Raw genomic sequence first — 22,386 nt, 5'->3', positions numbered from 1 at the left:
GATGAGTGACGCCGACGGCCCCGCCACGCGCTGCCCCGTGTGCCTGAGCAGAGTCGGACTGGACCGGGACGACCTGTGGGTGTGGGAGGACGGTGAGTACCGCGAACTGTGGATGCCCGAGGACGCGCCTCCCGACCTGCGCGCCCGGTGGCTGCGCGGCGCCCACGTGCGCTGCCCCAACCACGGGTCCCGGCTCCCCGTCCACTACCTGCCCCACCGCTACGTGGACAGCGACCCGGTGGTCGTCGCGATCATCGGCGCGCCGCGATCGGGTAAGACCCACCTGCTGGCGTCCGTGATCGGCGCCGTCCAGGCCCAGGGGCTGGACGGGTTCGGGCTGCTCGCCACCGCCCTGGACACCGGCCGCTACGAGCGGTTCCTCAACACCCGGGTACGGCCGCTGTTCGACCGCGGCCAGATCCTCGACCGCACCGCCGAGAACATCTGGGAGTTCGAGGTGGGGCTCCTGGTGACCGATCAGGACGCCCCGGACGGCCAGCCGCGCGCCGTCGCGTTCTTCGACGTGGCCGGGGACGAACTGTCGGTCCTGAGCCAGGCCGAGAACAAGGTCTTCCTCGACGCGGCGGACGCGTTCGTGTTCGTCGTCGACGCCGAACAGCTGGCCAGAGGGGTGCCGGACGCCGCGTTCAGCGCCATCCTCAACCTCGTGCCGAACAGCCGGGACAAGGCCGCCGTGCTGGTGCTGTCCAAGGCGGACCGGTTCCGCTTCGAACCCCCGGTGGACAGGTGGCTGCGCGCCGGGCCGCCCGACGCGGACCCGGCCCGGATCGAGGCCGAGACACGCGACCTGTACGCCTTCGTCACACGCTTCGACGAGGCCGACGGGTGGCTGCGCCCCTGGGCGGAGTTCGGCAGGTCCGCCATCCACGCGGTCTCGGCCACCGGGGGCCCCGACGCGCCCGGACAGAAGCTCTTCGCCCGGCCGGTGCGGCCCCAACGCGTCCTCAGCCCCTTCGTGACGCTGATGGCGATGACCGGCGTGATCGGTTCCGACGAGGCACGGAGGGTGGGGCTGTGACGGCGACGGGAGACGCGGGCGGTCCCGTGGCGCACCAGATCCACTTCGGGTGGCGGGAGAACAACCTGTTGGGGCAGGGCCTGGGGCCCACGTCCACCTCACTGCGCCGCGACGTCGACTACGAGCGGCTCCGCTCCTGGTACGGGCGGCTCGCCAAGGTCGCCATCCCGGAGTTCGCCCCCGGCGAGGCCGAGCCCGGCTTCTGGTTCCGCCGCTTCGAGGACGGGCAGGGCGCTCTGCTGTACCGCGTTCCCGAGTCGGTGGACCGCGACCGCCGCGGCAGCTTCGCCCGGGCCATGGTCGGCCCGGGCGTGGGGCCGACCTGGGCTCTGCTGTGCGCCGCGCGCAACGGGCTCGGCGGGGCCGCCCCCGCCCACGAGGACTGGGGGATGCTGCCGCCCCTGCCCCTCCCGAGCCGCCGGACCGAGAACCTGCGGAGGATGCACGGCGAGCTGGACCGGGACGCGCTGTCCCACCCGGGCCTGGTCAACCTGGTGGCGGCGGTGCTGGCCAACCCCTTCGCCCGCGTCGACGTCCGCTCCGCCTACGGCGCCAGGACGATGGACCACAAGGACCGCATCGTCCTGCTGTGGGGGCTGTACCGCGCGCTCTTCCGGGTCCTGGGGCGGAGCAACGATCCGCTCTTCGACGGTGTGGACTGGTCCTTCAGCACCAGTGAACCCTGGTCGGACCGCACCGGCCACCCCGCGGACCCGCCCCGGCTCGCCTTCCGGCCACCCGGCTCGGGCGACGGACCGGTCGACCTGGCGGCGCCCGCGCCGCAGGACCACGCCCGCCTCGTCGCCCAGTGGTTGACCAACCGGCTCGACGAGGAGGACGACCCTCTCACCCCGGACGAACGGGCCCGGATCCGGCGGCTCGGGGAGTGGGGCGACGACGGCTACGGGTGGATGATGCGGCGGTTGCACGAGAAGGCCGCGCGGGAGGGGACGACCGTGCCCGCGCCCCCGCGAGCCGGGGCCACCCGCCGCTCGCCCGCGGACGCGCCGCCGTGGTCGCAGCCCGGTGAGGAGCCCGCCACCCGGACCCGGCCCGACACGGCCGACGAGGAGGCCACGGAGGAGGTCCCGCCGCCTCCCGCCGGTCCCGACGAACGCACGGAGGAGATCGCCCCGCGCCCGGGCGCCGCCGAGGAACCCACGGAGGAACTCTCGCCGGGGGGTGCGGGCGTCCAGGGCGCGGACCCGGAGCTGGCCTCGCTGACGACGCGGATCAGGCACGCACGCGACGGGGACGAGCTGGCCCAGGCCGTGAACGAGCTGGTGCACCTGCTCAACCCCACGGTTCCGGACGCCCTGAGGCTCCGGGGACGGCCCCGGGACCTGCGGATCTCGCTCACCGCGCCTCTCCACCTCCTCGTCGCGGCGGGTGCGGCGCTGCTCCTGCTCGTGGTCTGCCTCGTCCTGGTGGCGATCCTGGTCACCTGACCGGCGGCGGATCCCAGAGCCGCACCACCGACCGCAGCACCTCGCCCCTGCGCATGCGCGCGAAGGCCTCCTCCACGTCCCCCAGACCGATCTCCTCGCTGACGAACGCGTCCAGGTCCAGACGGCCCTGGCGGTAGAGGTCGACGAGGACGGGGAAGTCGCGGGAGGGCAGGCAGTCGCCGTACCAGGAGGACTTGAGCGCGCCGCCGCGGGCGAACACGTCCAGCAGCGGCAGCTCCAGCCGCATCCGCGGGGTGGGCACCCCGACCAGGACGACCGTGCCCGCCAGGTCGCGCGCGTAGAACGCCTGCTCGTAGGTCTGGGGCGTGCCGACCGCCTCGATGACCACGTCCGCGCCGAACCCGCCGGTGAGGCCGCGGACGGCGGTGACCGGGTCCTCGTCCCGGGCGTTGACGGTGTGGGTGGCGCCGAGCCCGCGGGCCCGGTCGAGCTTGCGGTCGTCCAGGTCCACGGCGATGATCCGCGCCGCGCCGGCCAACCGGGCCCCGGCCACGGCGGCGCACCCGACGCCGCCGCAGCCGATCACCGCCACCGAGTCGCCCCGCCCCACACCGCCGGTGTGGACCGCCGCGCCGATCCCCGCCATGACCCCGCAACCGAGCAGCCCCACGGCGGCGGGGGACGCGTCCGGGTCCACCGGGGTGCACTGGCCCGCGGCCACGAGAGTGCGTTCGGCGAACGCTCCGATGCCCAGGGCGGGGGAGAGCGGGGTGCCGTCCTCCAGGGTCATGGCCCGCGTCGCGTTGCGGGTGGCGAAGCAGTACTGCGGACGCCCCCGCCGACAGGCACGGCAGTCCCCGCACACCGCGCGCCAGTTGAGCACGACGTGGTCCCCGGGGGCCACGGTCGCCACGTCCGCGCCGACCGACTCCACCACCCCCGCCGCCTCGTGGCCGAGGAGGAAGGGGAAGTCGTCGGAGATGCCGCCCTCGCGGTAGTGCAGGTCGGTGTGGCACACCCCGCACGTGCGGACCGCGACCACGGCCTCGCCCGGACCGGGATCGGGGACGAGGACCGTGGTGAGTTCGACGGGCGATCCCTGGGAGCGGGCGACCACTCCGCGTACGCGCTGGACCATCGGGAGTACCTCCAACGGGGCCGGGGAGCGGCGCACGCCGCGTTGTGAGCATCCCCCGGGGACACGGCGCCCGAAACCGTCCGCCGGTCGGCGCGCCGCGCCCGCGGCCCGCCGGAATCAGAGCCGCGCGCTCAGTCCCAGTCCCAGGCCGCCGTCGACCAGGATCTCCTGCCCCGAGGTGAAGGTCGCCTCGAACCCGAGGAAGAGCACGGCGCGGGCGACCTCGGCGATGGTGCCGTGGCGGCCCATGGGGGTCGCCGCGTCGCCGACGCGCATGAACTCCTCGCGCTGCTCCTCGGTGAGACCGGGGACGCCCATGCTCGGGGTGTCGATGAACCCGGGGGCCACCGCGTTCACCCGGATCCCGCGCGGCAGCAGCTCCGAGGCCAGCACGCGGCCGAAACCGAGCACGGCCGCCTTGGTGCCGGTGTACACGCTCATACCCGCGGCGCCCATCACGTTGGTCACCGCGGTGGTGAACACGATCGACCCGTGGTCGGCGATGAGGGGGAGCAGGCGCTGGACGGTGAAGAACGCGCCCTTGGTGTTGACGTCGAACATCCAGTCGTAGGCCTCCTCGGTGACGTCGGCGACCGGTCCGAGGCCGGACACCCCCACGTTGACGTGGAGGAAGTCGATCCCGCCGAGCTCCTCGCGCACCGTCGCGGCGAGGGCGTCGACGTCGGCCAGGTCCGCCGCGTCCGCGCGCACCACGTGCGCGTCCGGGCCGAGCTTGGCGCGCGCCTCCTCCAGGTTCTTCTCGTTGCGGCCGGTCAGAAGCACCCGCGCGCCGCCCGCGACGAGTTCCTCGACCACGCCCCTGCCCATGCCGTGCGTCCCGCCGACCACCACGGCCCGCTTGCCCGTGTAAGCGCCCATCGTCGTGTCTCCTCCGTCGTCCGTGCGGCCGGTCGGCCGCTGGCTGATGACCCCACCGTGTCCCCGGCCGCCACGGATCCCCTACGGGCCCGCTACGGCCCGGTGGCCGTGCCGCCGCGGGTACGGGCCGTGGGCCGCTACGTTGGGGGCATGCGATTCGGGGTGCTGGGGGAACTCGCCGTGTGGACCGACGACGGCGAGCCCGTGCGCGTCCGCGACACCAAGGTCCGCGCCCTGCTCGCGGCGCTCCTGTCGGCCGAGGGGCGGATGGTCACGGTCGACCGCCTCGTCGACGCCCTGTGGGGCGACGCCCCGCCCGCGCGGCCCGCCGCCGTGCTCCAGGCCCGCGTCTCCCAGTTGCGCGGGGTGCTGGACCGCGCCGAACCCGGCGCCCGCGCCCTGGTGCGGTACCGCGCTCCCGGGTACCTCCTCCCGGCCGACGACGTGGACGCCGTGCGCTTCACCGCGCTGGTGCGGCAGTCCCGCGACGGCGCGGCCCCCCGCGCGAGGGTCGACCTGCTCACCCGTGCCCTGGACCTGTGGCGGGGACCGGCCCTGGCCGAGTTCGCCGACGGCGAGACCGCGCGGCCGGCGGTGGCCCGGTGGGAGGAGGGACGGGTCGCGGCCGTGGAGGAGCGCGCCGAGGCCCTGATCGAGCTCGGCGAGTACGCGGCGGTGGCCGCCGAGCTCGCCGACGCCGCCGACCGCCACCCCTTCCGGGAACGGCTGCACGCCGCCCGCATCCGCGCGCTGTACGGCGCGGGCCGCCAGGGCGAGGCGCTGGCGGCCTACGAGCGGCTGCGCGCCCGCCTCGCCGACGAGTTGGGCGTCGACCCGGGCCCCGACCTCGTCGCCCTGCACCGCGCCCTCCTGGAGCAGGACCCCGCCCTGGGCCGTGTGACGGTCGCGGACGCGCCGCCCGGAAACCTGCCCGCGCCCGTGGACGGCCTGGTGGGCCGCGAGGAGCGGCTCACGCGCCTGGTCGCGCTGGGCGGGGAGCGCCGCCTGGTCACGCTGACCGGTCCGGGCGGGGTCGGCAAGACGCGGTTGGCGCTGGCGGCGGCCGATCGGCTGGCGGCGACGGCGGGACCGGACGGCGCCTGGCTCGTCGAACTCGCGCCCCTCGCGGAGGGCGGTGACGCGGTCGCCGTGCTCGCCGCCGTGCTGGGGGTGCGCGACGACGGGGGCGGACCCGACCCCTTCGACCGGACCGTGGAGCTGCTGCGCGGGCGGCGGTCCCTGATCGTGCTGGACAACTGCGAACACGTCGTCGCGTCCGCGGCCGACACCGCCGCCCGCCTGCTGCGGGCACTGCCCGACCTGACCGTCCTGGCCACCAGCCAGGTGCCGCTGGACGTGGCGGACGAACAGCTGTTCGCCGTGCCGCCGCTGGACCTGCCCCCGGAGACCGGCGGCCCCGAGGCGCTCGCCCGCTCCGGAGCGACCCAGCTCCTGGTCGCCCGGGCCAGCGCGGCGGAGCCGTCCTTCAGGCTCGACGAGGACACGGCCGCCGCCGTCGCCGCGATCTGCCGACGCCTGGACGGCATCCCCCTGGCCCTCGAACTGGCCGCCACGCGCCTGCGCCACATGAGCGCGGACGAACTGGCCGCCCGGCTCGACGACCGCTTCGCCGTGCTGGGCATCGGCCGCCGCGACGCCCCGGCGCGACAGCGCACCCTGCGCGCGATGATCGACTGGAGCTGGGAACCGCTCGGCTCCGTCGAACGCCAGGTCCTGGCCCACCTGTCCGTCCTCTCCGACGGCGGCGACCTGGCCGCCGCCGAGGCCGTGTGCACCGCTTCCGGAGCCGTGACCCGCGCCCAGGTCCTGGACACCGTCGGCGCGCTCGTCGACCGCTCCCTGGTGGTCGTCGGACGCCACCCGACCGGGACCCGCTACCACCTGCTGGAGTCGGTGGCCGCCTACGCCCTGGACCGCCTCGACGCGTCGGGCGCCACGGGCCGGGCCCGCCTGCGGCACGCCCGCCACTTCACCGACCTGGCCGAACGCGCCGACGCGGGCCTGCGCGGACGTGACCAGCGCCGGTGGCTGGAGCGCCTGGACTGCGAGGCCGCCAACCTGCGCGCCGCCCTGGACACGGCCGTGCGCGAGACCGACGCCGACCTGGCCCTGCGCCTGGCCAACGCCCTGTGCTGGTACCGCCACCTGCGGGGGAGGGGCCGCGAGTCGCGTGCCGCGCTCGACCGGGCACTGGCGCTGCCGGGCGGTCGGCCCGGGGCGCGGGCGTGCGCCCGGGTGTGGCGGGCCGCGCTCGCCGACCCGAAGGACGCCCGGCTCCGCGAGGAGGCCCGGCGGGCGCTGCCCGTGGTCCCCGACACCTCCACCCGCGCGCGACTGGCCTGGTTCCTGGAACTGTCCCGCTGGGGGCTCGGCGACACCGGGCAGGCCGAGCGACGCGTGCGGGAGGTGCACGAGGAGGCCCTCGCGGCGCACGACGGGTGGTGCGCCGCGGTCAGCCGGGTCCTGCTCGCGCAGGCCGCCCATCGGAGGGGCGAGTTGGACGTGGCGCTGAGGTCGGCGAGGGAGGGCGAACGCGAACTGCGCGCCCTCGGCGACCGCTGGGGCGTGCTCCAGGCCGCCAACGCCGCCGCGGAGGTCCTGGAGGCGCTCGGCGACCTGGAGGGGACCGCCGCCCACTACGAGGAGGGGCTGCGCATCGCCGAGGACCTGCGGCTGTGGGCGGTGGTCGCGCGCACGCTCTCGGGGCTGGGCCGCGTGTCGATGCTCCGCGGCGACCTGGCGCGGGCGGGCGACCTGCTCGAACGGGCGCGGGGGATCGCGGCCGAGCACGCGGACACGCTGGGCGAGCAGTTCGCGGACGCCGGACTGGCCCTGGTGGCCCGCCGCTCGGGCGACCTGGAGCGGGCCGAACGGCTGCTCCTCCGGTGGCTGGACTGGAACCGCGGCGCCACGGGACGGATCGGGTTGGCGTTCATCCTCACGCAGCTGGGCTACGTCGCCGAACAGCGCGGAGACTCCGGGCTCGCCCTCGCGCGGCACGAGGAGGCGCACGGGGCCGCCGAAGCCAGCGGTGACCCCCGCGCCGTCGCGCTCGCGCTGGAGGGCCAGGCGGGCGCGCATGCGCTGATGGGGGACGGGGAACGGGCGGGGAGGCTCGTGGCCGAGGCCGCCGGGCTGCGGGAGCGGGCGGGCGCGCCGCTGACGGCGGCCGAACGGGTGGACGTGGACCGGATCGCGCAGCGGTCGGGGGAGCCGGGACCGGTCCCGCGGGCCGACGACGGGGGCCCCTGACCCGATCGGCTCAACGGCGGGCGTCGCGCGGGGCCGTGCGCACGAGGTGCTTGGTCTCCTGGAACTCCTCCATGCCGCGCGGTCCGTTGAGCCGTCCCACCCCGCTCTGCTTGAAGCCGCCCTCCTCGAACTGGTCGTGGACCACCGCCCAGGTGTTGGTCCACACCGTTCCGGCGTCCAACTCCCGTCCGACTCTCAGCGGCCGGTCGGCGTCCCTGGTCCAGACCGAGGCCGCCAGGCCGAACTCGGTGGCGTTGGCGAGGGCGACGGCCCGCTCCTCGGACTCGAAGACCTCGAAGGTCGCGACGGGACCGAACACCTCCCTCCGCACGATCGCCGCCTCCGGGTCGGAGACCTCCAGGAGGGCGGGACGGTAGTAGGCGCCTCCGGCCAGCCGGTCGGCGTCGGGATCGTCCCCGGTGAGGGGCCCGCCCCGGAGCAGGGGGCGGGCGCCGTCCGCGATCGCCGCACCGACCTCGGCGTCCACGCGCGCGACCGCCTCCCGGTCGATCATGGGGCCGATCTCCGACTCCGGATCGTCACCGGCGCCGAGGCGGACGCCGGACAGGGACGCGGTCAGCCGGGCGCGGAGTTCGTCGGCGACTCCGCGCTGGACGAGCACACGGCTGCCCGTCATGCAGAACTGGCCGGCGAAGGTCGTGACGGCCTTGGTCAGGACGGGCACCGCCGCGTCCAGGTCGGCGTCGTCGAAGACGATCATCGGGGTCTTGCCGCCCAGCTCCAGTGAGACCGGCGTCAAGGTCTCGGCCGCCTGCGCCATGATCGCGCGTCCGACCCGGGTGCTGCCGGTGAAGCTGACGACGTCCACGTCCGGGGCGGCGACCAGCGCCCGCGCGCCGGAGCTCCCGGACTCGGTGAAGAGGTTGAGGACCCCGTCCGGCAGGCTCCCGGTCGCCGCGACCACCTCGTTGAGCAGACCGTTGACCAGTCCCGTCTGACCCGGCATCTTCACGACCGCCGCGCATCCGGCCGCCAGGGCCGGGGCGAAGGACCGGACGGCCAGGACGACGGGGGAGTTCCAGGGGGTGACGACGGCGGCCACGCCCGCGGGCTGGCGGAGGGTCATGGAGTAGAGGCCGGGTCCGACCTCCGCGGACCGTCCGGAGTCGGTCAGCGCGAGGGCCGCGTAGTACCGCAGCTTGGGGATGGCGAGATCGACCTCGAAGGCCGCCTCCGCGAGGATCTTCCTGTTCTCCCTGGCCAGCAGGGTGACCAGTTCGTCGCGGCGTTCGGCCGTCCGGTCGGCCAGCTCGTTGAGTGCCCGGGCGCGCCAGGCCCGGTCCCGGGCCCAGTCGCCCGTGTCGAACGCGGCGCGCGCGGCGGCGATCGCGGCGCGGGCCTCGGCCTCTCCGCCGTCCGCGTAGTGGTCGAGCACGCTCCCGTCGTGGGGGCTGGTGGAGGGTGTGACCCTCGTCGACGTGGCCCAGGCGCCGTTGATCCAGTGCCGTGCGTCGGCGGTGGGAGTGGTGTGCGCGGTGGTCATGGCGGTCTCCTCGTACGGGGGTGGGTTGGCGGGTGGGGGGCTGGGGCGGCCCGTCGCCGGCCGCGTGCGCGGGGCGGGTCAGTCCATCAGCAGGACCGGTTTGACCGCGCCTCCGTTCTCCGCCGCGGTCGCGGCGTCGTTGATCTCCTCGAAGGCGAACGCGGTGACGAGGCGTTCGAGGGGGAAGCGTCCGGCGTCCTGGAGGGCCGCCAGGGCGGGGATCATCCTCTGCGGCACGCTGAACCCCTGGTTCACCCCGATGACGGTGGGGTTGCGCGTCAGCATCGAGGGGACGTCCAGGCTCACCTCGCTGCCGAACGGCGGCGCCCCGACCACGGCGACCCTGCCGTTGACGGCCACCAGGTCGACGGCCTGGCGCAGGACGGCCGGTACCCCGGTGCTCTCCAGCACGTAGTCCGCGCCGCGCCCCGAGGTGAGTTCGGCGACCGCCTCGGAGACGTCCTGCCCGACCGCGTTGACGGTCGCCGTCGCGCCCAGCGAGGTCGCGAGGGCGAGGCGTTCGGCGATCCGGTCCACGACGATCACCTGCGTCACGGGCGTCAGGCGCGCGGCCAGGACCGCGGCGAGGCCCACTCCTCCGGCGCCGTAGACCACCAGGCTCGTCCCAGGCTCGGGTCGGAGCACGTTGAGGACGGTGCCCGCCCCGGTCTGCGTGCCGCACCCGAGCGGGGCCAGGGCCTGCCACGGGGCGGAGGACTCGACCCGTACCACGCCCCGCTCGGGGGCGGTGGCGTGGGTGGCGAACGAGGACTGGCCGAAGAAGTGGGCGTGCAGGGGACGCCCGTCGGGCCGCCGGACGGGGGAGGACCCGTCCAGCCGTGATCCGCCCAGCAGGTTGAGGTGCACCCAGTGGTCGCACTGCACGGGTCGGCCGGTCCGGCACGCGGTGCAGTGGCCGCAGGACGGGAAGCTGAGCACGACCCTGTCCCCGGGGGCGACCGAGGTCACGGCGGATCCGATCTCCTCGACCACCCCCGCGCCCTCGTGGCCGAGCACGGCGGGCAGGGGGAAGGGCGTCCTCCCGTCCCGGGCCGCGAGGTCGGTGTGGCACACGCCCGCGGCGCGCACGCGGACCCGCACCTCGTCCGGCCGCAGATCGTCGAACTCCACCCGGGTCAGCCGGAACGGCCCTCCCCGTTCCTCCACCACAGCGGCGGTCACCATGTCCCCACTCCTCTCCTGGGCCGTCCGCGGCCGGCGTTCACAGCCACGGGGGCACCGTCGCGGCGGCCGTGACCGTGCGCGCCGCCGGGGTGTCCCGCCCGGCGAGCCAGGCGCACAGCGCGCCCGCGGACCCGGTGACCTCCTCGGCGACGGATCCGCCGGGGCCGATCCGGTAGGTCCGGTCCCGGTCGTCCGGGCGCAGTGAGAGCGGCGGGCAGTCCTCCTTCGCGCCGATCCCCCGGCTCACGTCCTCGAGCAGGGCGTCGAGCAGATCCGGGGGGAAGCCGTCGAAGTCGTCGCCCGTGCCGAGGTCGACCCGGTGGATCCACAGCTCGCGCGTGCGCAGCCACGCGACCTCGGCGGCGGGGACGGTGCGGCCCAGGGCACTGCGGACGGCGGCCCGCCACGCGGCGTCGGGGAGGGCGTCGGCGGCCGCGAGCAGCCGGGCGTCCGACTCCAGGACGTCGGCGAGGACCTCGGACGCCGGACGTCTGGAGCCCCGTTCGATGTCCTCCCGACGCGTGGCGGGGTCCGGGTACATCGGGGTCTCGGCGCCCGTGCGCGCCCAGGTGAGCAGGTTCGCGAGGGCGTCGGCGTTGCGCGCGAGATGGGTCAGCACGTGCGCGCGGGACCAGCCCGGCAGCAGTGAGGCGCCCTCGGCCGCGACCGGTCCGAGCTCGTCGAGCCGCTCGCGGAGCAGTCGGGAGCCGGCACGGGCCCAGGCGAGTTCCCGCAGGGGCGCTGCCTGGGCGTCAGCCATCGGTCCTCTCCCTCCGTGCCGTGTTGCGGCACTCGCCGACCCCGGAGACACGGGTGGTGAGCACCTGCCCGTCGGCGAGGTAGCGCTGGGGTGTGCGGGCGTGCCCCACGCCTCCCGGTGTCCCGGTGGCGATCACGTCCCCGGGCTGGAGCGTGACGATGCGGGACACGTAGCGGATCAGCGCGGCGGGGTCGAAGACCAGGCCGGAGGTGTCGGCCCGTTGGACCGTCTCCCCGTCGACCTCGCCGGTCAGGGCCAGGCCGGACGCCGCGTCCGCTTCGTCCGGGGTGACCAGGAACGGACCGAACGGGGTGGTGGCCTCGAAGGTCTTGCCCTGGTGCCACTGCGGGGTCCGGAACTGCCAGTCCCGGGCGGTGACGTCGTTGAGGACGGAGTAGCCGGCGACGGCTGCGGCCGCGGCGGCCGGATCGGCCCGGCGCACGCGCGTCCCCACGACGACGGCGAGTTCGGCCTCCCAGTCGATCGCCTCGGACTCGGCGGGCAGCACGATGTCGTCGTACGCGCCGATCAGCGCCTCGGGGTACTTGCTGAACAGCGTCGGGAACTCGGGCAGCGCACGGCCCATCTCCAGGATGTGGTCGCGGTAGTTGAGGCCGACGCAGACGATCTTCCCGGGCCTCGGCACGACCGGGGCGTACTCCAGGTCCGCCGTCAGGTGGGTGCGGCCCCGGGCGGCCTCGGCCACCTGGCGCCACCTGCACGAGCGCAGGAGCGCGCCCACGTCGCCGTGCCCGGTCTCCGTGGCGGTTCCGCCGTCGACCCGCACGGCGGCGGTGCCGCCGGGGACGCGGATGGTGGCCAGCTTCATCGGTTGCCTCCCGGGGCGGTGGCGGGGTTGGTGGCGTCGGTCAGGTAGAGGTGCAGGCGCTCGCTCACCGGCTGGTCCCCGAAACGGAACAGGTCGAGCTCCGCGCGGGCCTCGACCCGGACCTCGGTCCAGCTCGGAACGGCGACCAGGTCGCCCTGCTCGACCTCGTGCGGCCGGCCGTCCAGGTGGAAGACGCCGCTGCCCTGGAACACCTGCCAGACCGAGCTCGCGGACTCGCGGGAGGGCGCGGTGCCGGTTCCGGGGCGAAGCCGGTGCATCTCGGCCCGGAGGGTGGGGAGCACGTCGCCGCCGGTGGCGGGGTTGGCGAACCGGACCGCCGCGTGGCCGGGGGCGACGGCTCCCGGGTGCCCCTCGTCGGACAGTTCGAGCTGGGCCGCGAGAGCGGCGTCGGTGTGCTCCCAGCGGTAGGCCGCCAGGGGGGATCTGTGCGGGACCGTCTCGCCGCCGAGGGGACGCAGCCCGGGGTGGCCCCACAGCCGTTCGCCGCGGGAGTGCACGGGGGTGGACCGATCCTCCAGTTCGCCCGGTCCGAACTGGAAGAACTCCGTGTTCAGGGCGTTGGACAGCGGGATGTCCAGCCCGTCGAGCCAGGCCATCGGACGGTCGGTGGTGTTGTGGTGGCCGTGCCAGGCCCATCCGGGGGTCAGGAGCAGGTCGCCGCGGCGCATCGCGACGGGGTCCCCGTCCACGATCGTCCACACGCCCTCGCCCTCCAGGACGAAGCGGAAGGCGTTCTGCGCGTGCCGGTGGACGGGGGCGGCCTCGCGCGGACCGAGGTACTGGACAGCCGCCCACAGGGTCGCGGTGGCGTGCGGCAGACCGGGCAGTCCCGGGTTGGCGAGGGCGATCGCGCGGCGCTCGCCGCCGCGTCCGACCGGGACGAGTTCGCCCGCGCGGGCGGCGAGTTCGTAGAGCTCCTTCCAACGCCAGCGGTGCGGCACCGCCGACGGTCGCGGCACGGTGGGCATGAGGTCCTCGCGCTGGGTCCACAGCGGGATGAGTCCGTGGTCGTCGAAGTCCCGGTGCAGGGTGTCGAGGCGGGGGTCGTGTGCGGTCATGGCCGACTGCGCTCCAATCGTCGAGGTCCGGTGGGGAGCAACCCTCTGGACGTCTCCGACGCTACGACCGGTTTTCTTTCCAGTGAACTAGATATCTCATAGAATTCTTCCATGAGGAATTCACCTGCTCTGGAGTCCGTGGACAACGCCCTCCGACTGCTCGTCCTCCTGCGCCAGGAGGGGCGCGTCCGGCTCAGCGACGCCGCCGACGACCTGGGCATCGCCCGCTCCACCGCGCACCGCCTCATGTCGACGCTGCGCGCCCGGGGCTTCGCCGTCCAGGGAGCGGACAAGGCCTACCGCCCGGGGCCGGAGCTCTACCGGCTCGGGGAGTCGCAGCGCACCGACTACGAACTGATCGAGACCGCCCGCCCCCACATGCTCTGGCTCAACACCGAGCTCAACGAGACGGTGCAGCTGATGGTCAGGGACGGGACGCGGGTCCGGTTCCTGCACAGCGTCGAGGCCTCGCACGTCCTGCGCGTCAGCTCCCGCGCGGGCGGGACCCTCCCCGCTCACCTGGCCTCGGGCGGCAAGGCCCTGCTCGCCGAGTGCGGCGCCGCCGAGATCGACGAGCTGTACGGAGCCCGCCCGCCCGGGGAGGACCCCGCCGCCCTGCGGGCCGCCCTGGCCGAGGTGCGGCGCATCGGCTACGGCGTCAACAGCGGAGCCACCGAGCGGGGTATCACCGCCGTCGGCATGGCCGTCCACGAGGCCGGCGGCCGGGCCGTCGCCGCGCTCGCGGTGTCCGCGCCCTCCCTCCGGCTGCCGCGGAGCCGCTTCGAGGAGGTCGCGGCGGTGCTGAGGGTCGCCGTGCGGAGAATGGAGGGCCATCTGTGACCCTGATTCCTGTGTGAGGAATTTCTCCTCCTTGTGGATTGTCGCAGGTCGAACCCCTGGATCTACTGAGGGGCGTTCAGGCCGGGGCCCTTCGCGACGGTCGGCCGTCCGCCCCGCGCCCCCTTCCTTCCGGAGGTCGATCCGCATGCCCGAGTCCCCAACCCCGTCCGCCGACGCGGCGCCGGCCGTCAGAACGGCGCCCGTCCTCACCGTCGCCTCGCTGTGCACGGCCACCATCACCGTGGAGGGCTACGACCTGATCGTCTACGGTGTGGCCCTGCCGTCCCTGAGCACCGAACCGGGTTGGGGGATGAACGCCGGGCAGATCGGGATGCTGGGCAGCCTCGCCTACGTCGGCATGCTGGTCGGCGCGTTGGTCTGCGGCCACCTCTCGGACCGGTGGGGCCGCAGACGGCTCATCCTGGCCTCGATCGCCGTCTTCACCGTGTGCACCGGGGCGTGCGCCGTCGCCACCGCGCCCTGGCAGTTCGGCGCCCTGCGGTTGCTGGCCGGCGTCGGCATGGGGGGCGTGATGCCGTCCGTGGTCGCCCTGACCAAGGAGTTCGCCCCCCGGAGGCGCGCCTCCCTCATCGTGACCCTGGTGCTCGCCGGCATCCCGGTCGGCGGCTCCATCGCCGCTCTGACCGCGGCGCTCTGGCTCCCCCTCCTCGGCTGGCGCGGACTGTTCGCGGTCGGTGCGGCCCTCTCCGTCGGTGTGCTCGCCCTGGTCCTGTGGCGGCTTCCGGAGTCCGGCGCGCACGGGGACGCCCACCCCGTGTCCGCCCCGCACCCGCGGGGCACGGTCACGAGGGAGCTCCTCGTCGGCCGCCGGGGCGCGGCCACGCTGCTCTTCGTCCTGGCCAACTTCACCATCCTGCTGACCTGGTACGGCCTCAACACGTGGTTGACCCAGCTCATGCGGGAGATGGACTACCCGCTCGGTTCGGCGCTGCGGTTCACCCTGATCCTCAACCTCGGCGCCGTTCTGGGCTCCTTCGTGCTCGCCGCTGCCGCGGACCGGCTGGGCCGTCCCCGACTCGTCGCGGCCGTCGCGGCGGCGCTGACCGCCTGCTCCGTCGTCGCCCTCCTGCTCGGTTCGGCGGGTACCGGAGCCCTGCTGGCGAGCACGGCGCTGGCCGGCGTCGGCGCGCAGTCGGCGCTGACGATGATGAACGCCTCGGTGTCGGCGACCTATCCCCGTCGGATCAGGGCCACCGCCCTGGGCTGGGTGTCCGGCTTCGGCCGGATCGGCGCGATCGCCGCGCCGCTGGTCGGGGGATGGATCCTCCAGGCCGCCCTGGGACCCGTGGCGGTCTTCGCGGCCTTCGCCGTGTCCGCCGCGCTGTCCGCGGTCTTCTTCGCGGCGGTGCCGTTGAGGGAGCGGGAGCTCGGGACCCCCGGACCCGTCGCGGCGGAGCCGACCCCGAAGGCTCAGGCGCGCACGAGGTGATAGCGGTGCTCGGGTCGTCCCCCCGACCCGTAGCGCAACCGCAGGGCCGCCCGGTCGTCCGCGCACAGGTGCTCCAGGTAGCGTCGCGCGGTCACCCGGGCGATCCCCGTGCGCTCGGCGACCTCGGCGGCCGACAGGTCGCCGTCCGCGTCGCGCAGGGCCTCGGTCACCAGACGGACGGTCGCCGCGGACAACCCCTTGGGCGGCGCGGACGCGCTGCCGGGGCGCAGCAGTCCCAGCACACCGTCGATATCGCTCTGGCTGGCCTCGACCATCGCGGCCAGCCTCCGCCTCGCCGCCGCGTAGCGCTCCAGGCGGTCGCGCAGCTCGGTCATCGCGAACGGCTTGACCATGTAGTGGAGCGCACCGCCGTGCAGCGCGGCCCGGACGTACTCCGCGTCGCGCAGGGCGGAGACGACCAGGACGTCCACGTGGGGGACGGTTCCGTCGCGCTCGGCCGAGCGCAGTCCGTCGAGCACGGACAGGCCCGACCCGTCCGGCAGGAACAGGTCCAGGAGCACGAGGTCGGGACGGTGGTCGCGCACCGCCTGCATGGCCGCCGCCGCGCCGTGCACGACCGCGGCGACCTCGAACCCGGGAACCGTCTCCACCAGTGCCCGGTGGTTGTGCGCCACCCGGGCGTCGTCGTCCACGATCACGGCCTTGGGCACGACACGTCCGTCCTCTCCTGGGCGCCCGCGCCGGCCGCGGGACCGTGCGGGCGAAGATAGGCGGCGAACACCGTCTCCTCGTCGGTCTCCACCTCCACCCGGCCGCCCCAGCGCGCGCACGCCTGGCGGACCAGGGAGAGCCCCAGACCACGCGGACCCGCCCCCGGGTCCTTGGTGCTGAACCCGGCGGTGAACACCTCGTCGATCCGGTCCGCCGGGATGCCCGGGCCCGAGTCGGCCACCCGGACCTCGACCAGCCCGTCCGCGAGGCCGCTCTCCTCGCAGGAGTGCAGGCGGACCAAAAGCTCCACGCGGCCGCCCGAACCGGCCGCGTCCAGAGCGTTGTCGACCAGGTTACCGACGACGAGCAGGACGTCGTCGCGCAGGCGGCGGTCGAGCTCCCGCGGCACCCGGGTCATCGGCGACAGCTCCAGCCGTGCGCCGATCTCGCTCGCCTGCGCGGACTTGGCGAGCACCAACGCCGCCAACGCCACGTCCCCGACGCGCTCGGCCGCCTCGGCGCCCGCGCGGGTGTGCGCCCCCGACAGCTCGGCGAGGTAGTCGCGGGCCTCGTCCACGGCGCCCAGCTCCAGCATGCCCGCCACCGTGTGGATCCGGTTCCCGTACTCGTGGCGCTGGGCGCGCAGGCCCCGGGTGACCGTGCGTGCCCCGCTCAACTGCTGGCTGAGCCGGACGAGGTCGGTGCTGTCGCGCAGGGTGACCACCGCCCTGTCCCCGCCGTCGGGGGACCGCACCGGCCTGCGGTTGCACACCAGGACACGCGGGCCCACCGCGACGAAGCGGTCCTCGCCCCCGTCCAGACCGCGCAGCAGGCGCAGGAGGGGCTCGTCGAGGTCGAGTTCGGCCAGTGCGCGGCCGACGCAGTCGTCGGGCAGGCCGAGCATCCGCCGGGCGGGGACGTTGGCGAGCACCACGCGGTCCTCGTCGAGGCCGACCACGCCCTCGCGGATGGCGTGCAGCAGGGCCTCGCGGCCCTCCAACAGCGCGGTGATGTCCTCGGGTTCCAAACCGTGCGTCCTGGCGCGGATGCGCCGGGAGATGGCGTAGGCGACGCCGGCGCCCAGCAGGAGGGCCGCGGACAGCGTCAGGAGGGCGATCCGCCGGGCCTCGGCCGACGCCTCGCCGACCTCCTCCGCCAGGTACCCGACGCTGACCATGCCGACGACGTCACCGTCGGCGTCGCGCACGGGAACCCGTGCCCGCAGCGTGAGCCCGGCCGGACCCCGCCGGACACCGGTCCACGTCTGTCCCGCCAGGATCGGCCCCGGGTCGTTGGCGGGACGGCGCCCGATCTCGTCGGGGTCGGGGTGGGCGCGGCGGATCCCGTCGTCGTCGACGAAGACGACGTAGCGCGCCCCGGACGCCGCGCGCACGCTGTCGGCCAGGGGAACCAGGACCTCCTCCGGCGCGGGGCCGTCGAGCGCCTCGGCGACCCCGGGCGCCACCGCCACCGTCCTGGCCAGGCTCAGCGTGCGCTGCTCGTAGCCGTGTTCCACCACCTCGTCCAGATGCACGGTCCACAGCACGCCGGCTCCGAGGAGCACCGCGGTCAACAGCAGCGTGTTGGCGGCGAACAGCCGACCGGTCAGTGTGGGGCGCATCAGGCGGGGGTTCCCTCGTTCTCCCGGAGCGACCCATACGACCAATAGGCCCTTTGGGAACACAAGCGCGCGGTCGCGCGGACCGGGGGCGGACAGTGTCGCTCAACCTATCGGACACGGCCGCGCAACCTCCCGACAACCTCGGTGAGCGGCCGACGACACACACAACGGAGGAGCCATGCTCACCGTCATAGGAGCGGCCGTCATCGTCAGCGTCTCCGCTCTCCTCATCTCCGGGAGGGTCGCCCCGGTGGTGGCGCTGTCGATCGTCCCCCTCCTCGGGGCGTTCGCGGCGGGCTTCACGCCGGGCGAGATCGGCGCGTTCTTCGAGTCCGGTGTGGGCTCGGTCCTCGACGTGGCCGTGATGCTCATCTTCGCCATCCTGTTCTTCGGCGTGATGAACGACGCGGGGATCTTCCGGCCACTGGTCGACGCCGTCGTCCGGCTGGCGCGGGGCGACGCCGTGGCCGTCGCCGTCGGGACGGTGCTGCTCGCCGCCGTGTGCCATCTCGACGGGGCCGGGTCGACCACCTACCTCATCTGCCTCCCCGCGCTCCTGCCCGTCTACCAGCGCATGCGGATGAGCCCGTACCTGCTCATGCTGCTGATGGGCACGAGCATGGGCATCCTCAACATGCTGCCCTGGGGCGGACCGGTCGGCCGGGCGGGCGTGGTCCTCGGCATGGACCCGGTCGACCTCTGGCGCGGTCTGATCCCGGTGCAGGCGTACTGCCTGGTCCTGTTGATCGTGATGGCGGTGGTGCTGGGACTGAGGGAGAAGCGGAGGATCCGGAGACTGGACGAAGCCGTCGCACCCGTGGGCGCGGGCGTCGGCGCCCGGGGCGGCGCCGGGAGCCCGTCCGGTGCGGGCTCCGACGCGGGGGCGCCGACCACGGTCGCAGGCGACCCGGTGCGGGAGGACGGGGACGCCGCGGACACCGGCGGGGAGCCCCGGCCGCGCGTGCGGCGCCCGCTGGTCAACGTCGCGCTCATCGTCACGGTCCTGGCGGTCCTGGTCTGGGGCATCCTGCCGTCCGGGTACGTGTTCATGGTCGGACTGGGCGTCGCGCTCGTCGCCAACTATCCGCGGGTCTCCGAGCAGATGGACCGGATCAAAGCGCACGCCGCGAGCGCACTGGGCACCGGGGCGATCATCCTCGCGGCGGGCACGTTCCTGGGCACGCTGGAGGGCACGGGCATGCTCGACGCGCTCGCCGCCGACCTGGTCGGGGTCCTTCCCGCCGCGGTCGTGCCCCAGCTGCACCTGGTCGTCGGGGTCCTCGGTCTCCCGCTGGAGCTGGTGCTGAGCACCGACGCCCACTACTTCGGCCTGCTGCCGCTGGTGGAGAGCACGGTGACGGCGCACGGCGGCGACTCGCTGTCGGTGGCCTACGCGGTGATCGTCGGCAACATCATCGGGACCTACATCAGCCCGTTCAACGCCTCGCTGTGGCTGGGCGTGGGGCTCGCGGGGGTCGATCTGGGCAGGCACATCCGCTACTCGCTGCCGTGGATGTGGGCCTTCAGCCTGGCCGCCCTCGCGGGCGCCGTGGCCATGGGGGTCGTCAGCGTCTGAGGACGCGGCCGCGCCGGAGGCCGCGCCCTCCGCGCCCGCGGCCGCTCAGACCGGGGGCGGGGCGGTGGAGCCGCGGACGACCAGGTCCACGGGCAGCAGCAGGGAACGCGGTCGGTGGGCGGGCTCCTCGATCGAGTCGAGCAGCATGCGCGCCGCCTCCGCCCCCAGGTCGTGGTGGGGCACGCCCACCGTGGTCAGCGGCGGGTGGAGCTTGTCGAGGAAGGGCATGTTGTTGAAACCCACCAGGCTGACGTCCCCGGGACAGGACAGGCCGCGTTCGGCGAAGACGTCGTAGCATCCGAAGGCGAGCAGGTCGTTCCCCGCCACGACCGCCGTGGGGAGCGGGCCGCGGTCCAGCAGCCCGCGCAGCGCGTCGGCGCCGGCGGCCTCGGTCCAGGACGCGGCCTCGGCGACCGGCGCGGGGTCGTCGTCGAGCCCGAGGTCGCGGACCGCGTGCCGGAAGGCGCGCGCCCGGGTCCGGCCGGTGGAGGTGTGACCCGGACCGGCGACATGGGCGACGCGCGTGTGGCCGAGTCCGGCCAGGTGCCGTACGGCCAGTTCGATCCCGGCGGCATCGTCGGGAGTCACGCACGGGATGGCCGGCGCGGAGACCTTGCGGTTGACCAGGACCATCCGCACGCCCTCGTCGTGGAGTTCCCTGAGCAGCGGGTGGTCCAGCTGCGCCGTGGCGATGATCAGCCCCTCGACCCGGCGCGAGCGCAGCGACTCGATCCGGGCGCGCTCGCGGTCGGGGTCGTTGTCGGTGTTGACGATCCACGCGTCGTAGCCGCGCGGCTCCAGGGCCGCCTCGACGCCGCGCACGATCGGGGGGAAGAACGGGTTGGTGAGATCGGGGATCACCACCCCGACGCTCCCGGACCGCGCGGTCCTCAGGCTCAGCGCGATCGGGTTGGGCCGGTATCCCAGCTCCTTGGCGGCCTTCTCCACCCTGCGCACGGTCTCGGCCCCGACCTGCGACCGGCTCTTGGGGTTCAGAGCACGGGACACCGTGGTCGGATGGACTCCGATCAGGTCGGCCACGTCACGCAGGGTCGGTCGGCCCGGCCGGTCAGGGGTCATGGCCCAACGTCTCCTTCTGAAGGTCTCCACCGTCTGCGGCCCAGCACGGCGCACAACCCGAGGGGTATCGCCAGTACGGTCACCCCGCCGAAGATCTCAGCGTACCGCTGTGCCTCGGCGAGGCCGCCCGTGAGCGTATGGGCCGCGGCGCCGCCGAGGAAGAGCGCTCCGGCGAACGCCGAGACCACCATCGCCCGCGCCCCGGGCAACACCTCGGTCGCCCAGGTCTGGAGGGTCGAGTGCATGAAGGTCCAGGCCACGCCGAGCAGCCCGGCCGAGGCGAGCGCGGTGGCCGGCGAGCGCGCCACCGTGACGAGCCCGCACGCCAGGACGGCGGCCGCGGAGCCGAGCGCGATCAGCCGCCAGGGGTGCATCCACCCGGAGATCCTCCCCACCACGTGCGAGCACACGAGCACCGCGACACCGTAGGCGGCCGTCACCGCCCCGGCCACCGACGCGCCGGCCCCCGCCGACTCGACCGCGGCGGGCAGCAGGGTCAGCGCGCCGAGCAGGACCGCCCCCTCGACGAAGACCAGGGCCAGGACCAGCCGGGTGGGCCGGGACCGGACGATCGCGCGCATCGGCGCCACCAGTCCCTGCCGCCTTCGCGGCGCCGTCGGCGGGGGGAGTCCGCCCAGGGCCGCGGCCAGCGCGATCGCGGCCACCCCCGTCAGAACGAAGGCGGCCCGCCAGGAACCGTGTTCGGCCAGCGCCCCAGCGCCGACCGAGGCCAGCGCCGTCCCCACGGCCACGCCCGCCATCAGCCGGGCGACCTCGTGCTGGCGCCGCCGGGAGGGCACGGTGTCGCCCACGTAGATCAGACTCGCCGGGATCGCGGCTCCGAAGCAGGCCCCCGCCAGCCCGCGGGTCAGACCCAGCGCGAGCACGGATCCGGAGAAGGCCGAGGCCACCGCGCTCGCCCCCGCCAGGGCCAGCGCGACCCGGACCGTCCCGACCAGGCCGAACCGGTCGGACAACAGTCCCCACACCGGCTGGGTCAGCCCATAGGCCAGCACGTAGGCGGCCAGTGCGTGGACCACCGAGGACAGCGGAACGCCCAGGCTGGACGCGATCGTGACCATCATCGGGGGCATCGCGAACCGGTCGAGCATGCTGACGAACGGGACCACCCGGAGTCGGAGAGGGGTCATGCGCGCGCCTGGACGAGCCCTCGCGCGGGGTCGAGCGCGTCCGCCAGCGCGGGGTCGGGACGGTGGCGCCGCCTCAGGTCCACGACCGTGCGCATCGCGTCCATGTCGACCGATCCTCCGGCCACCAGCCCCTCCACGGGTGACTTCAGGCGCCGCACGTAGCGCTCCGCCAGCGGACCGGGCAGCCCGAGCGCGGCGGCGGCCTCCTCGGCGGCCAGGGCGTCGACCGCACCGCCGACCAGTCGTTCGGCGGTCTCCCGCAACCCGGCGGCGAGCCGTTCCACGTCCCGCCCCCCGACGGTCGCCAGAACCGAGCCGAGGTACGGGCCGCACACGTCGGCGACACCCGACACACGGGTCGCGCCCGCGTCCTCGGCCCGCAGTTCGCTCCCCGCGTTGAGCATGGTCGCGTCGCACTCTCCGGCGAGGAGGGCCGCGAGCCGCCGTGGCGTGGCTCCGAGCGCGGTCACCCGGAAGCCGCCCGGCCGCAGACCGTGGGACTCCAGGAGCCGGTACAGGGCGAAGGCGTACCCGGAGTCGGGGACGTCGACGCCGACCAGCGCCCCGCCCAGGCCCGCGAGACCGGGACGCGTGTACAGACCGAGACCGAGTCCGCGGTCGACCGGGGCCGCGATCCGCGCGTCGAAGGTCGCGCCGAGCGGGTTGTCGCGCACGAAGCGGTAGGCCACGACGTTGTCGGGGCTGGTGACGGCGGCGTCGATCCGGCCGTCGCGCAGGGCGCGGAACTGCTCGGGCGACGAGGACTGCGGCTGCTCCTCGACGTCCAGGAGTCCCAGGCGCCGTCCGACGCGCAGTACCACGGAAGGACTGAGGGTTCCCACCTTCAGCACATTCGATTGCATCCGATCATTCCTCTCTTGACAAGCAATGAATCTAACCG

At 74.7% G+C, this 22,386-nt stretch carries 18 protein-coding genes; 6 read left to right on the top strand and 12 right to left on the bottom strand.

What is annotated here, in order from left to right; translation table 11 throughout:
- Position 1: 1 nt before the first annotated feature.
- Entirely contained in the window at positions 2–1,039 is a 1,038-nt protein-coding gene (locus tag ACIBFB_RS19325; RefSeq protein ID WP_397231937.1) for a hypothetical protein, read from the top strand.
- Complete coding sequence (locus ACIBFB_RS19320; RefSeq protein ID WP_397231935.1) at positions 1,036–2,487, top strand: hypothetical protein; 1,452 nt, start codon at positions 1,036–1,038, stop codon at positions 2,485–2,487. The genes ACIBFB_RS19325 and ACIBFB_RS19320 overlap by 4 nt, the downstream gene beginning before the upstream one ends.
- Here the strand turns inward: ACIBFB_RS19320 and ACIBFB_RS19315 are convergent.
- Together ACIBFB_RS19315 and ACIBFB_RS19310 are read right to left on the bottom strand one after the other, a co-directional pair.
- Positions 2,480–3,586 (bottom strand): S-(hydroxymethyl)mycothiol dehydrogenase, encoded by a 1,107-nt coding sequence (locus ACIBFB_RS19315; protein ID WP_397231933.1) that lies wholly within the window; start codon positions 3,584–3,586, stop codon positions 2,480–2,482. The two genes, ACIBFB_RS19320 and ACIBFB_RS19315, sit on opposite strands and share 8 nt — an antisense overlap.
- Before the next feature lie 117 nt (positions 3,587–3,703).
- A complete protein-coding gene (locus ACIBFB_RS19310; RefSeq protein ID WP_397231931.1) occupies positions 3,704–4,465 on the bottom strand; it encodes an SDR family oxidoreductase in 762 nt (253 codons plus the stop codon).
- 150 nt (positions 4,466–4,615) lie between these two features.
- Between ACIBFB_RS19310 and ACIBFB_RS19305 the strand changes: the two genes are divergently transcribed.
- Positions 4,616–7,738, top strand: a complete 3,123-nt coding sequence (locus ACIBFB_RS19305; protein ID WP_397231929.1) for an ATP-binding protein — start codon at positions 4,616–4,618, stop codon at positions 7,736–7,738.
- 10 nt (positions 7,739–7,748) lie between these two features.
- Here the strand turns inward: ACIBFB_RS19305 and ACIBFB_RS19300 are convergent, their stop codons facing one another.
- The 5 genes from ACIBFB_RS19300 to ACIBFB_RS19280 all read right to left on the bottom strand — a co-directional run bounded on the left by ACIBFB_RS19300 (position 7,749) and on the right by ACIBFB_RS19280 (position 13,095).
- The gene (locus ACIBFB_RS19300; protein WP_397231927.1) at positions 7,749–9,242 is read right to left on the bottom strand and encodes an aldehyde dehydrogenase family protein; all 1,494 of its coding nucleotides are present in this window, start codon (positions 9,240–9,242) and stop codon (positions 7,749–7,751) included.
- Between the two features lie 78 nt (positions 9,243–9,320).
- Positions 9,321–10,427 (bottom strand): NAD(P)-dependent alcohol dehydrogenase, encoded by a 1,107-nt coding sequence (locus ACIBFB_RS19295; RefSeq protein ID WP_397231925.1) that lies wholly within the window; start codon positions 10,425–10,427, stop codon positions 9,321–9,323.
- Between the two features lie 37 nt (positions 10,428–10,464).
- On the bottom strand, positions 10,465–11,187 hold the full coding sequence (locus tag ACIBFB_RS19290) for a maleylpyruvate isomerase family mycothiol-dependent enzyme (RefSeq protein ID WP_397231923.1): 723 nt from the start codon (positions 11,185–11,187) through the stop codon (positions 10,465–10,467).
- Positions 11,180–12,016 carry a fumarylacetoacetate hydrolase family protein gene (locus ACIBFB_RS19285; RefSeq protein ID WP_397231921.1) on the bottom strand — a complete coding sequence of 279 codons (837 nt, stop codon included), beginning with the start codon at positions 12,014–12,016 and terminating at the stop codon, positions 11,180–11,182. The genes ACIBFB_RS19290 and ACIBFB_RS19285 overlap by 8 nt, the downstream gene beginning before the upstream one ends.
- Entirely contained in the window at positions 12,013–13,095 is a 1,083-nt protein-coding gene (locus tag ACIBFB_RS19280) for a cupin domain-containing protein (RefSeq protein WP_397231919.1), read from the bottom strand. The genes ACIBFB_RS19285 and ACIBFB_RS19280 overlap by 4 nt, the downstream gene beginning before the upstream one ends.
- A 111-nt stretch (positions 13,096–13,206) precedes the next feature.
- Between ACIBFB_RS19280 and ACIBFB_RS19275 the strand changes: the two genes are divergently transcribed.
- Together ACIBFB_RS19275 and ACIBFB_RS19270 are read left to right on the top strand one after the other, a co-directional pair.
- Positions 13,207–13,935 (top strand): IclR family transcriptional regulator, encoded by a 729-nt coding sequence (locus tag ACIBFB_RS19275; protein ID WP_397231917.1) that lies wholly within the window; start codon positions 13,207–13,209, stop codon positions 13,933–13,935.
- A gap of 145 nt (positions 13,936–14,080) precedes the next feature.
- Positions 14,081–15,385: an MFS transporter gene (locus ACIBFB_RS19270; protein WP_397231915.1), complete on the top strand. Its 1,305-nt coding sequence runs from the start codon at positions 14,081–14,083 to the stop codon at positions 15,383–15,385.
- Here ACIBFB_RS19270 and ACIBFB_RS19265 read toward each other — a convergent pair.
- Both ACIBFB_RS19265 and ACIBFB_RS19260 read right to left on the bottom strand, forming a co-directional pair.
- The gene (locus ACIBFB_RS19265; RefSeq protein ID WP_397231913.1) at positions 15,367–16,056 is read right to left on the bottom strand and encodes a response regulator; all 690 of its coding nucleotides are present in this window, start codon (positions 16,054–16,056) and stop codon (positions 15,367–15,369) included. The genes ACIBFB_RS19270 and ACIBFB_RS19265 overlap by 19 nt on opposite strands.
- A complete protein-coding gene (locus tag ACIBFB_RS19260; protein WP_397231911.1) occupies positions 16,041–17,678 on the bottom strand; it encodes an ATP-binding protein in 1,638 nt (545 codons plus the stop codon). The genes ACIBFB_RS19265 and ACIBFB_RS19260 overlap by 16 nt, the downstream gene beginning before the upstream one ends.
- Positions 17,679–17,856: 178 nt before the next feature.
- Between ACIBFB_RS19260 and ACIBFB_RS19255 the strand changes: the two genes are divergently transcribed.
- The gene (locus ACIBFB_RS19255) at positions 17,857–19,254 is read left to right on the top strand and encodes a CitMHS family transporter (protein ID WP_397231909.1); all 1,398 of its coding nucleotides are present in this window, start codon (positions 17,857–17,859) and stop codon (positions 19,252–19,254) included.
- Between the two features lie 45 nt (positions 19,255–19,299).
- Here the strand turns inward: ACIBFB_RS19255 and ACIBFB_RS19250 are convergent, their stop codons facing one another.
- The 3 genes from ACIBFB_RS19250 to ACIBFB_RS19240 are packed head-to-tail and all read right to left on the bottom strand — an operon-like array spanning position 19,300 to position 22,348.
- Positions 19,300–20,334, bottom strand: a complete 1,035-nt coding sequence (locus tag ACIBFB_RS19250) for a LacI family DNA-binding transcriptional regulator (RefSeq protein ID WP_397231907.1) — start codon at positions 20,332–20,334, stop codon at positions 19,300–19,302.
- Positions 20,331–21,485 (bottom strand): MFS transporter, encoded by a 1,155-nt coding sequence (locus tag ACIBFB_RS19245; protein WP_397231905.1) that lies wholly within the window; start codon positions 21,483–21,485, stop codon positions 20,331–20,333. The genes ACIBFB_RS19250 and ACIBFB_RS19245 overlap by 4 nt, the downstream gene beginning before the upstream one ends.
- Positions 21,482–22,348 carry an ABC transporter substrate-binding protein gene (locus ACIBFB_RS19240; RefSeq protein ID WP_397231903.1) on the bottom strand — a complete coding sequence of 289 codons (867 nt, stop codon included), beginning with the start codon at positions 22,346–22,348 and terminating at the stop codon, positions 21,482–21,484. Before ACIBFB_RS19240 ends, ACIBFB_RS19245 begins: the two co-directional genes overlap by 4 nt.
- Positions 22,349–22,386 lie beyond the last annotated feature (38 nt).

Origin of the sequence: Nocardiopsis sp. NPDC050513 (genome assembly GCF_044457925.1) — a bacterium.
GTDB lineage: Bacteria > Actinomycetota > Actinomycetes > Streptosporangiales > Streptosporangiaceae > Nocardiopsis.
This window is presented reverse-complemented; position numbering and strand designations above follow the sequence as displayed.